The organism is Paracandidimonas lactea, assembly GCF_021653995.1.
GTDB lineage: Bacteria > Pseudomonadota > Gammaproteobacteria > Burkholderiales > Burkholderiaceae_B > Allopusillimonas > Allopusillimonas lactea.
Genome location: NZ_JAJJOZ010000003.1, coordinates 349954 through 361070 on the forward strand (window position 1 = coordinate 349954; position 11117 = coordinate 361070).

General features: G+C 61.5%; 12 protein-coding genes. 4 read left to right on the forward strand and 8 right to left on the reverse strand.

Features of this window, described 5'->3' with window-relative positions; all coding sequences use genetic code 11:
* The first annotated feature begins 167 nt into the window (after positions 1-167).
* Positions 168-1169 carry a Bug family tripartite tricarboxylate transporter substrate binding protein gene (locus LOL23_RS08475; protein WP_160980401.1) on the forward strand — a complete coding sequence of 334 codons (1002 nt, stop codon included), beginning with the start codon at positions 168-170 and terminating at the stop codon, positions 1167-1169.
* A 221-nt stretch (positions 1170-1390) separates the two neighbouring features.
* Positions 1391-2062 (forward strand): YiaD family glycine zipper/OmpA-like lipoprotein, encoded by a 672-nt coding sequence (locus LOL23_RS08480; protein ID WP_160980403.1) that lies wholly within the window; start codon positions 1391-1393, stop codon positions 2060-2062.
* Between the two features lie 147 nt (positions 2063-2209).
* Here the strand turns inward: LOL23_RS08480 and LOL23_RS08485 are convergent, their stop codons facing one another.
* Complete coding sequence (locus LOL23_RS08485; RefSeq protein ID WP_160980405.1) at positions 2210-2605, reverse strand: helix-turn-helix domain-containing protein; 396 nt, start codon at positions 2603-2605, stop codon at positions 2210-2212.
* A 191-nt stretch (positions 2606-2796) separates the two neighbouring features.
* Between LOL23_RS08485 and LOL23_RS08490 the strand changes: the two genes are divergently transcribed.
* Positions 2797-3555 carry a winged helix-turn-helix domain-containing protein gene (locus LOL23_RS08490; protein WP_160980407.1) on the forward strand — a complete coding sequence of 253 codons (759 nt, stop codon included), beginning with the start codon at positions 2797-2799 and terminating at the stop codon, positions 3553-3555.
* Between the two features lie 79 nt (positions 3556-3634).
* Here the strand turns inward: LOL23_RS08490 and LOL23_RS08495 are convergent, their stop codons facing one another.
* The gene (locus LOL23_RS08495) at positions 3635-4888 is read right to left on the reverse strand and encodes a D-amino acid dehydrogenase (protein WP_160980409.1); all 1254 of its coding nucleotides are present in this window, start codon (positions 4886-4888) and stop codon (positions 3635-3637) included.
* 192 nt (positions 4889-5080) lie between these two features.
* On the opposite strand from LOL23_RS08495, the gene LOL23_RS08500 reads away from it, so the two are divergent.
* A complete protein-coding gene (locus tag LOL23_RS08500) occupies positions 5081-5569 on the forward strand; it encodes an Lrp/AsnC ligand binding domain-containing protein (protein WP_160980411.1) in 489 nt (162 codons plus the stop codon).
* Here the strand turns inward: LOL23_RS08500 and proB are convergent.
* The 6 genes from proB to LOL23_RS08530 all read right to left on the reverse strand — a co-directional run bounded on the left by proB (position 5550) and on the right by LOL23_RS08530 (position 10944).
* Positions 5550-6707 carry a glutamate 5-kinase gene (gene proB / locus LOL23_RS08505; RefSeq protein WP_160980413.1) on the reverse strand — a complete coding sequence of 386 codons (1158 nt, stop codon included), beginning with the start codon at positions 6705-6707 and terminating at the stop codon, positions 5550-5552. The two genes, LOL23_RS08500 and proB, sit on opposite strands and share 20 nt — an antisense overlap.
* A gap of 95 nt (positions 6708-6802) precedes the next feature.
* Positions 6803-7996: a GTPase ObgE gene (gene obgE, locus LOL23_RS08510; protein ID WP_237173471.1), complete on the reverse strand. Its 1194-nt coding sequence runs from the start codon at positions 7994-7996 to the stop codon at positions 6803-6805.
* A 196-nt stretch (positions 7997-8192) separates the two neighbouring features.
* The gene (gene rpmA / locus LOL23_RS08515; RefSeq protein ID WP_160980417.1) at positions 8193-8453 is read right to left on the reverse strand and encodes a 50S ribosomal protein L27; all 261 of its coding nucleotides are present in this window, start codon (positions 8451-8453) and stop codon (positions 8193-8195) included.
* Positions 8454-8486: 33 nt separating this feature from the next.
* The gene (gene rplU, locus LOL23_RS08520) at positions 8487-8798 is read right to left on the reverse strand and encodes a 50S ribosomal protein L21 (protein ID WP_160980419.1); all 312 of its coding nucleotides are present in this window, start codon (positions 8796-8798) and stop codon (positions 8487-8489) included.
* 188 nt (positions 8799-8986) lie between these two features.
* Positions 8987-10216, reverse strand: coding sequence for a bifunctional glutamate N-acetyltransferase/amino-acid acetyltransferase ArgJ (gene argJ, locus LOL23_RS08525; RefSeq protein WP_160980421.1), 1230 nt, complete (start codon positions 10214-10216; stop codon positions 8987-8989).
* Positions 10217-10443: 227 nt separating this feature from the next.
* Complete coding sequence (locus LOL23_RS08530) at positions 10444-10944, reverse strand: MarR family winged helix-turn-helix transcriptional regulator (protein WP_160980659.1); 501 nt, start codon at positions 10942-10944, stop codon at positions 10444-10446.
* Between the last annotated feature and the right edge of the window lie 173 nt (positions 10945-11117).

An 11117-nucleotide genomic window follows, 5' to 3' on the forward strand; every position in this document is an offset into this window, starting at 1 on the left:
GCCGCTGTGGTGCAGCTGCTATGCCTGCAAACCCATAGGTGGCGGGCGTGTGCAAAAAACAGCATGGGCTCGTAGCGCGTGTTGACGCTGGCGTGGTTTGTGCCCCAGGTTGGATTTGGTGTAGCGTTATACCTTTGCAATTTTCAATTACATACAAGGCATTACATATGTTTTCCCGTTTGAAGCCCTTTGCCGTGGCGGCCATCATGACGGCCGCTGTACTTGCCCCTTCACTGTCGTCTGCGCAAAATGACGCGGCCAGCTACCCGTCCAAACCGATACAGTTCATCGTGCCTTATGCCGCAGGCGGCCCGCTGGACGGTATGGCGCGGTTGCTGGCCGAAAAGGTCAAGGCAGATCTGGGCACCGTCATTGTGGAAAACAAACCCGGCGCGGGTGGCAATATCGGCGCCGCCTACGTGGCCAAAACTGCGCCCGACGGCTACACGCTCATGATGGGGGCTGTCGCTATCAACGCGATCAACCCCTGGCTCTACGAGAAGCCGGGCTTTGATCCTGTCAAAAGCTTCGCGCCCGTGGCGTTGGTGGCATCGGTGCCCAACGTGCTGATCGTGAATAAAGAGTTCGCGGCAAAGAATGGCATCGATAGCGTCAAAGCGCTGATTGATTATGCCGGCAAGCACAAGGGCGAACTGAACTTTGCGTCGGGCGGAAACGGCAGCGCGGGCCATTTGGCGGGTGAACTGCTGAACCGCCGCGCCGGCATCAGCACGGTGCACGTCCCCTACGCGGGCGCGGCGCCAGCCAAGTTAGCGCTGCTGGCCGGGCAGGTCAGTTTTATGTTCGACAACCTTGCATCGGCGTCGGGCCTGATCAAGGATGGCAAGGTGCTGGCGCTGGCTGTCACCACCAAAGAGCGTTCGTCTATCTACCCCGACCTGCCCACTATGGAGCAGGCAGGCGTGCAGAAGTTCGATTTGGGTACCTGGTTCGGCGTGTTCGCCACGGGTGGCACCCCGCCCGCTATCATCGCCAAACTGAATGCTGCCTATGTCAAGGCGCTGAAAGATGCCGACGTGCGCAAGAACCTGCTGACGATGGGCTCCACCGCCGAGCCGGGCACGCCTGAACAGTTGGCCGAACTGGTGAAGGACGACTTGGCCAAATACAAGGAAATCGTGGAGGTGTCGGGCGCGAAGCTGTATTGATGGCGGCTGACCGATGATTTTCGCGATGGGGTGGCGCGTGCGGCACCCCATTTTTTTTTGGGCCTTGCATCGCTTCATGCGCACCCCCGTTGCAACGATCGTCAATGAACGTAAACAAATTGCCCAATGGAATAACAATGTAACAGTGTGGCGGCATACAGCTTGCTAGGATTGCTCTTGGGCAGACGTCTGTCTGGCCGTTTGAGAAAAAGGAGAATTACATGAAAGTATCCATGCGAGCAGGTCGCATAGCCACTGGCATTTGCGCGGTTGCCCTGATGGCCGGTTGTGCCCAGATGAACGAAATGGGCACGGGCGGAAAAACGGCGGTAGGTGCCGGCGCTGGCGCAGCGGTAGGCGCCGGGCTGGGCGCGCTCATCGGTGACAGCAGCAAGGCGGCCATGATTGGCGCCGGCATCGGCGCCGTGGCGGGCGGCATCGCCGGCTACAACTGGTCCAAGGTCAAGAACGACGTGGAACAGTCAGGTGCGAGGAACCTGGGCGTCGATGTCACCGAAATGCCCGACGGTACGCTCCGCGTCAACATTCCCAGCAATGTCTCCTTCGATACCGGCAAATACCAGCTCAAGCCTGCCCTGCTGCCGGTACTCGACAGTGTGGCCCGTGCTCTGGTGCAAAATCCCGAGCTGCGCGCGAAATCCATTGGCTATACCGACAGCACGGGTAGCGCGGCAACAAACCAGACACTGTCCGTTAACCGCGCGACGGCGGTCACCAATTACATCGCGGCACAGGGTGTAACCCAGGGGCGCCTGACGGCGGAGGGTCGCGGCCCCAGCAACCCGGTTGGCGACAACGCCACAGCGGAAGGTCGTGCACTGAATCGCCGCGTCGAGCTGTATCTGTACGCTGTGCAGCAGCCTGCCAAGTAATTACTTTCACGCAGCAAACTTCCAGGCGGCCTTCAGGCCGCCTTTTTGTTGCATTTTTGCCCCTGTCAGATGATGCAGGCTGTTAATTCACCAAGGCCAGCAGCCTGTAAAGACGTCCGGGCGAGTATCGTGGCGGACGATAACTGCCTATTTGCGTCGAAACGAGCGCAGCAGGCTCAGTACCGTGTCTTCAATAACTGCGCGCTCTTGCGGCGCAAGGGTTGTGAAATCGTGCGGCGAAATACGCGGAAACGGCCAGTATGCGCCAACGGCCGAATCCGCCAGCGTATGTGCTTGGGCCGCGCCCGGTGGCGGCGGCAACACATTGACGGGGCGCTCCATGGGGCCGGCGCCCGTCGCAAGCCAGGTGGGGTTTACGCGCAATGCATCAGCCAGTTCGAATATGTCCTGGGCTTTGCGCCTGCTGCCGCTTTCATAGTTCGAAATCGCGCCTTGCGATAGCCTGCAGGCCCGCGCCAGCGCCGATTGACTCATACCGCGTAATTGGCGGGCGTGTTTGAGACGTTCAGAAAAGAGTTTCACGTTTGTGATTGGACGCCGACTAACAATCACAGTGGTAATATTGAAATCACAAACGTAATGTTTTATTGTTAACTAAAGTAAAAAAAGTAATCATAAAAATACGTCATTTCTTGTTGCGGTCGTCCTATCCGGCGCCGTTGTCCGTGTCCGCGCCTTATCGGGTGCCGGCATCGTTTTGAGTAGAGGCCAGCTTGATCATCACAGCCCATTACCCCGCTATGGCAGCACTACCCGCCATCCTGCTTTTTTCTCCGCCCACCACAGCCCAGAATCGCGAAGCATGGCGTCGCCGCCTGACTGAACTCGAATCGCAGGGTCTGAAAATCTCCCATTGCACCGATCTGCCCCAACTCTATGGGTCCGTACGGCGGCATGCCGAAACCGGCGCAAGCGTGGCGGCGGTGCTGGCGTCGGCCTGCGCTGATAACTGCGCCGCGGCCGCGCATCTCAGGGCGCTATACCCGGGTCTGGGCATCGTCATGCTCACTGAAACCAGCACAGAAAGCATGGCGCTCCAGGCACTGCAAAGCGGCGTTGATACCTATTGCCCGATCGAGGCTTCGCCGCAGTTGCTGGCTGCTATCCTGTTTCGCTTGTTATGGCGCCTGGATGTCACAGCGGCGGCCCGCGCAGCCGCCGCACCCCGGCTGGTCTGGGTGCTGGCCGAGCAGGCTTGGATACTTTGCAGTCCGTGCGGCAAACGCATCCCGCTCACCACGGCAGAGCGCGCCTTTCTTATGGCACTGGTCAACGCGCCCAACCAGCGCGCCGCGCATGCCGATCTCATCCAGGCTGTCGGCCAGGCACATGCGCTCGATACCGTGGTTGGCCAGCAGGGGCGGCTGAGCGTGCTGGTCAGCCGCCTGCGGCGCAAATGCACCGAGCAAGACGTGGCATTGCCGCTCAAGTCGGTGCACAACTGGGGGTATATGTTTACCGGTGCGCTTTAGCGCCTTGCTGCATATACGCCGCGGCAGTGTGCAACGAGTACCGCGTCGTGGCGGTGCGCGGTGGGCAGCACCGCCGCGTTCAGGCTCCGTAGCGGCTGATGCCCAGGTCGTCGTGGCGAATCGCCGGGGGTTGGCCTGAAACAATATCGGCCAGCAATTGCCCGCTGCCGCAAGCCATGGTCCAGCCCAAGGTGCCATGCCCAGTGTTCAGATACAGCTTGGGTACGGGCGTGGCGCCGATAACAGGGGTGCTGTCCGGCGTCTTGGGGCGCAGGCCAGTCCAGAACTCAACCTGGCCATGCCGCCGCGCACCCGGAAAGAGATCATCCACCACCATCTCAAGCGTGGCCTGGCGCCGTGGGTTCAGGCTTTTGTCGAAACCCTTGATTTCTGCCATGCCACCCACGCGTATGCGCCGGTCGAAGCGGGTGACAGCGATCTTGTATGTTTCGTCGAGCAGGGTAGAAACCGGTGCGCATCGGTCATCCGCAATGGGCACAGTGATGGAATAGCCCTTCATCGGATATACCGGCAGGCGCATGAAAGGTTCAAGCAGGCGGGTAGACCAAGCGCCGAATGCAACCACATAAGCGTCTCCCGACAAGATGTGCTCGCCGCATCGTATGCCGGATACACCGCTGCTGTTGGCCAGTATCGCGTCCACTGCCACGCCGTATCGAAACTTCACCCCCAGTGCCTGCGCCATGGCGGCAAGGCGCTGGGTAAACAAGTGGCAGTCGCCGGTTTCATCGTCTGGCAGCCGTAATCCGCCCGTCAGCTTGTGTGCGGTGTCGGCCAAGCCCGGTTCCGCATCCGACAACTGATCCCGCGTAAGCAGCTCGTAGTTGATACCAGCGTCGCGGAGCACGGCAATGTCTTTGCCCACCTGGTCGAGTTGGGCCTGCGTGCGAAATACCTGCAGGGTGCCGCGTTGGCGGCCTTCGTACTGTATGCCTGTATCGTTGCGCAGGGCGGCCAGACAGGTGCGGCTGTACTCGGCGATCCGGATCATCCGTTCTTTGTTGACGGCGTAGCGGGCAGCACTGCAGTTGCGCCACATCTGAAACATCCAGCGTAGCTGGAACAATGTGCCATCGGGCCGGAAGGATAGCGGCGGGTGCTCGGCAAACAGCCATTTGATGGCCTTGAGCGGGATGCCTGGCGCGGCCCAGGGCGATGAATACCCGAACGATACCTGGCCCGCATTGGCGTAGCTGGTTTCGAGTGCCGGGCCCGCCAGCGTATCGAGCACGGTGACGTCATGCCCCGCCTTGGCCAGATAATAGGCGCTGGTCACACCAATGACCCCGGCGCCCAGAACGATGACTTTCATGTTGTCTGCGCAGTGATGGATATGTCTTTTCTGGATGATAGGCCAGTTGAGCGATAAAATTCTGCTGAAAAATCGTGCTTTTCAGTAAATTCGCCTACCAATGCGGCTTCAAGGCGCCGGCAGCGCATATCGCTGTGTATGCGGCATGCCCGGCCTGTCGCAGGGCGTCATCTACCACCACAAGGAACTGTCTTGCGCATACAACGCAGCCCGGTCGCGACGCTGGACAAGCTCGACCGGCACATTCTTGACGTGCTCCAGCGCGATGGCCGTATTTCGATGACAGACCTTGCCGATCAGGTGGGGCTTACTGTCACGCCCTGTATCGACCGCGTCCGGCGTATGGAGCGCGAGGGCATTATCCTGGGCTATCACGCACGGGTGTCCCCGGCGGCGCTCGATGCCGGCCTGCTGGTATTTGTGGAGATCTCGATCACCAGCAAGTCTGATCGCAGCTTTGAGGATTTCCGGCGTGAAGTGCTGGGTATCCCGTACGTGCTCGAATGCCATTTGGTGTCTGGCGATTTCGATTACATGGTGAAGGCGCGCATCAAAGAAATTGGCCAATACCGCACCTTGCTGGGTGACATCCTGTTGCGCCTGCCGGGGGTAACGCAAACGAAGAGCTGCATCGTTATGGAAGAGCTCAAGGAAACGATGTTCATCCCTGCTCGGATGTGAGCGGCTTGCGTGTGAACACCATGTTGTCCCGGTGCATGAGCTCGGGATCGGTCATGGTGCCCAGCAGGTCGGCGATATCTGCGCTGGCGTGGCCCATGATGCGGCGCGTATCGCCGGCAGAGTAGTTGATCAGGCCGCGGCCGTATTCAACGCCGTCCGGGCCGACGCAGGCGACCACATCGCCGCGTTCGAAGTCACCGTCCACACCGGTGACGCCGACCGCCAGCAGGCTTTTGTGCCCTTGCAGCAAGGCGCGCACGGCGCCGGCGTCCAGGCGTACGCGCCCTCGCAGGCGCAACTGGTTGACCAGCCAACGCTGCCGCGCAGAGCGCTTGGGCAGCAGGGCGCGCAGCTCGGTGCCGATGGCCTCGCCCGCGGCCAAACGCAGCAAGACATCGGGCTCGCGGCCCGAGGCAATGACCGTGTGGCCGCCGCTGTTGGCGGCGCGCTTGGCGGCGAGGATCTTGGTGAGCATGCCGCCGGTGCCGATATTGGTGCCGGAGCCGCCTGCCATCGCCTCGAGCGCCGGGTCACCGGCGGTGGCAGTAGACACAAAGCGTGCATGTGGGTTCTTGCGTGGATCGGCCTCGTACAGGCCAGTCTGGTCTGTCAGGATGATCAACGCGTCGGCTTCGATCAGATTGGTGACCAGAGCGCCCAATGTGTCGTTGTCGCCGAGGCGGATTTCATCGGTGACGACGGTGTCGTTTTCGTTGACGATGGGCACAACGCCCAAGCCGAGCAGTGTATAGAGCGTGCTGCGGGCATTAAGGTAACGGCGTCGGTCGGAAAGATCTTCGTGTGTGAGCAGAATTTGCGCCGTCCGCACGCCATGGCGGGCGAAGGCGACTTCATATGCCTGCACCAGGCCCATCTGGCCCACCGCGGCTGCCGCCTGCAGTTCGTGCATGGCGCTGGGGCGGCGCGGCCACCCCAGACGCGCCATCCCCTCTGCAATGGCGCCGCTGGATACCAGCACCATCTGCCTGCCGCGTGCATGCAGGTCGGCGATCTGGGCGGCCCACTGCTCGACGGCACGCAAGTCCAGGCCGCGGCCATCGTTTGTGACCAGTGATGAACCTACTTTGACAACCAGCCGGCCGGCCTGGGACACGGCGGACGATTCAGATGCAGCCATGGGAAGCGAGTGAGTGTATGTGTGTGTATGAAAAAAGTGGAGCGGAAGCGACAAGCGTTGAGCGGGCGGTGCACAAGGCACCGCCCTCTGGCGTGTCAGTCGGGGCGGCCCGGCGGGGTGTCGGGCGTATCCGGGGTGTGCAGGCCGGCATCGGCCGGCTCGGTGGTGGCGCGATGGGGCGTTGGTGGCAAGTCGCCGCGCGTTTCGTCGAAACGCGGGTCTTCCGCCAGATAGGTGCCCGCAGCTTTGTCTTGCGCCACGTTGGCCCGCTCGCGCTCCGCGTCAAGCCACGCTTGCAGTTTGAGAACCAGCTCTTGCGTGCCCTCGCCGGTCAGGGCGGAAATCGCGAAGACCGGACCCGTCCAGCCCAGCGCGTCGACCAGGCGCCGCCGTACGCTTTGCGGATCGGCCACCATGTCGAGCTTGTTGAGCACCAGCCAGCGCGGTTTTTCGTACAGGCCCTGATCGTACAGGCGCAGCTCTTCGACGATGGCGCGCGCGTCTTGCGCGGCCTGCTCGACCGGGTCGATATCGGGGTCGGGTGAGGAGACATCAACCAGGTGCAGCAGCACCCGGGTGCGCGACAGGTGGCGCAGGAACAGATGGCCCAGGCCCGCGCCCTCTGAGGCGCCTTCTATCAGGCCCGGGATGTCGGCAATGACGAAGCTGTGGGAAGCGGACGTGCGCACCACACCCAAGTTGGGGTGCAGCGTGGTGAAGGGATAGTCGGCCACCTTGGGACGTGCGTTGGACACTTTGCTGATCAGTGTGGACTTGCCCGCGTTGGGCAGGCCCAGCAACCCGACATCGGCGAGTACCTTGAGTTCGAGCCTGAGCTTGCGGTGCTCGCCTTCTTTGCCATAGGTGAATTGGCGCGGCGCGCGGTTGACGCTGGACTTGAAGTGCAGGTTACCCATGCCGCCTTCGCCGCCCGCCGCCAAGGTAACCTTTTGGTTGTGGCGATCGAGGTCGAAAAGCTGTTCGTTGGTCTCGGCGTCGAAAATCGTGGTGCCGACAGGAACGCGCAGGGTGATGTCGGGGGCGCCGGCACCGTACTGGTCGGAGCCTCGGCCGTTTTCGCCGTTTTTGGCGCGGTGCATGCGGGAAAAACGGAAGTCGACCAAGGTGTTGATATTGCGGTCGGCGACTGCATAAATGCTGCCGCCGCGCCCGCCATCGCCGCCGTCAGGGCCGCCCTTGGGGATGAATTTTTCGCGGCGAAAGCTCGCCACGCCATTGCCGCCCTTGCCCGCAATGACTTCGATGGTTGCTTCGTCTACGAATTTCATGGGTATCTGCTTGAAAAGCCGGTGCGCCGCATGTGGCGCCGCCGATGGCTGGAAACCGCGCTACGCGGGCCTGAGCCGGTTTGCACGCGGGCGTACGTCTTGCACCGCCGGTGTGCTGCGTACGAAGAAGTGATTATTCTAAAACACAAAAAGCCCTGCCGGGCTCGGCAGGGCTTTTGCAGTGAAGCGCCGTGGATTACTCGGCGGCGATCACCGAGACGGTGCGCTTGTTGAGCGCGCCCTTGATCTGGAACTTGACGGTGCCGTCGACCAGCGAGAACAGCGTGTGGTCTTTGCCGATGCCGACATTGACGCCCGGATGGAACTGGGTGCCACGCTGGCGAACGATGATGGAACCGGCCGGGATCATCTGGCCGCCGAAGGCCTTGACGCCAAGTCGTTTCGATTCTGAGTCGCGGCCGTTCCGTGTAGAGCCGCCGCCCTTTTTCTGTGCCATGTTTAGCTCCTGCTATGCAATACCGTTAACCGATCAGGCCGAGATGGCTTCGATGCGGACTTCGGTGTAATTTTGACGATGGCCCTGGCGCTTCTGGTAGTGCTTGCGACGGCGCATCTTGAAAATCTTTACCTTGTCGTGGCGGCCTTGCGCAAGAACGGTTGCCTTGACCACGGCGCCGGAGACCAAAGGCGCGCCGATCTGGATCTGGTCGCCTTCGCCCACCGACAAAACCTGGTCGAGCGTGATTTCTTGCCCAATGTCTGCCGGTATCTGTTCTATCTTCAGTTTTTGACCAGGGGCAACGCGATACTGCTTGCCGCCGGTTTTTATGACCGCGTACATGTGGGATCCTAAATAAAAAAACCTTGGCACAAACGCCAAGCTCTCAATTCTACTGTGGATTCAAGGAGATAGTCAACCTGGTATAGGCCGGAGCGCAGGCCCGCGCCAGGTTGCGGTGAGCTGCGCAAGGCACTTGCCGGCTCGGTTGCGACGGGGTTGCACTGGCCCGCCGCGTGCTGCTATTGCGATCACGAACGGTAATCGGCGTTGATGCTCACGTATTCGTGCGAGAAGTCGCAGGTATAGACAGTTTCGGATATGTCGCCGCGACCCAGCGCCACGCGCACCAGGATTTCGGGTTCTTTCATGACGCGCTGGCCGTCCGCCTCGAGGTAGGCGGGATGGCGCTCACCTTGGCTGGCCACGAGGACATCGCCCAGCCATAAGCGGGTGCCGCGCACGTCGAGGTCGTCGATACCGGCATAACCGACGGCGCACAGGATGCGGCCCAGGTTGGGATCGGAGGCAAAGAAGGCGGTTTTGACCAAGGGTGATTGGGCGATGGCGTACGCGACTTTAAGGGCTTCTTCCTGGGAGGCCGCTTCTTCGACGCGCACGGTAATGAATTTGGTGGCGCCTTCAGCGTCGCGTACGATCTTTTGGGCGAGTTCACATGCGGCGTCGGCCAGGGCCTGGAACAACTGGGTGTAGCGTGGATCGGCCATCGATTCGATGGGAGTGCCGCTGCGGCCGGTGGCAATGATGATGAAGGAATCATTGGTGGAGGTATCGCCATCCACCGTGATGCGATTGAAGGACAAGTCGGCAATGGCGCGCACCATGTCTTTGAGCAGGCCGGGGGCGATCCCGGCGTCAGTGGCGAGAAAGCCCAGCATGGTCGCCATATTGGGCCGTATCATGCCCGCACCCTTGCTGATGCCGGTGATGGTGACCGCTTTGCCGTCGAGTGTGATGCGGCGCGACACCAACTTGGGCTGGGTGTCGGTGGTCATGATGCTGTGGGCGGCGTTGAACCAGTTGCCGTCGGCCAGATCGGCCACGGCTGCGGGCAGCGCGGCCACCAGGCGTTCGACCGGCAAGGGTTCGAGGATGACGCCAGTGGAGAAGGGCAGCACCTGCTGCGGCTTGATGTTCAGCGCTTTGGCCACGGCCAGGCAGGTTTGGCGGGCGGCGTCCAGGCCGCTTTCGCCTGTGCCGGCGTTGGCATTGCCGGTATTAATGACCAGCGCCTCAATGTCCATGCCGCCGGTGAGCAGGTGATCTTCGCAAACCTGCACGGGTGCGGCGCGGAAGCGGTTGCGGGTGAACACGCCGGCGACACTGGCGCCCTTGGACAGGCGAAATACGGTGAGGTCGCGGCGGCCCGCTTTGCGGATGCCGGCTTCGGCGATGCCGATTTGCACCCCCGGCACGGGAAGAATGTCGGATTCTGGCGGGATGATGAGGTTGACAGCCATGGCGCGATCCAGAAAGAAGTGGCGAAAGCCCTGATTTTAGCCCAGGGCATCGCCTGCGCGGCAGCGCCGCCCGCGCCGCGGCGGCTGCTGCGCACCCCGCGCGCGTGGTGCATAGGGCTTGATGACGTAGCCGGCAAAGTCCACGCCTCCTGCGCACCCCGTGCGCGGGGTGCATAGGGGCAACGCCGCGTTTCACGCGCGGGCCGCTTTGGCCCCCACCGCCATGGTTATTGCAGTGGCGTGCCTTCGCGCAGCGCGGACATGCGGCGCAGCATCTTGAGCTCACCCAACGTCTTGAACAGGCTCTCGCGGCTGCTGTCGCTCATGCCGGCGAACATGGACTGGATCCATTGCTCATGTGCCTGTGCCATCTTGGTGAACACGCGCTTGCCCTTGACGGTCAGCTTGATCAGCGAGCTGCGGCGGTCGTTCGCATTGCGGATGCGTTGCACCAAGCCTTCTTTTTCGAGCTGGTCGGTGATGCCAGTGATGTTGCCGTTGGTGACCATCATGTGGCGCGAAAGCTCGCTCATTTTCATGCCTTCGGGCTCGCGCAGCAGTTGAGCCATCAGATCGAAACGCGGCAGCGTGGTGTCGAACTCGGTGCGCAACCGGCTACGGATTTCGCCTTCGATCAGGTTGCAGCAAGTAAGTAGGCGCAACCACAGGCGCAGGTCCTGGTGATCTTCGGGCACCGTTCTGCTTTCCAGATCGGGAACGTCGGGCAACACGGCGCGTGAAGATAGATCACTCATGGCGGGATATCGGTCAGTATGGAGGCCCATATATTTTAATCTTCAAATAGATTGACGGGTATAACGTGGCGCGGCGCCACAGCCTCGGGCAAACCCAGCAAGGCCGCCTTCGAGGTAATGATGCGGCCGGGAACTTGGTCTGTCCT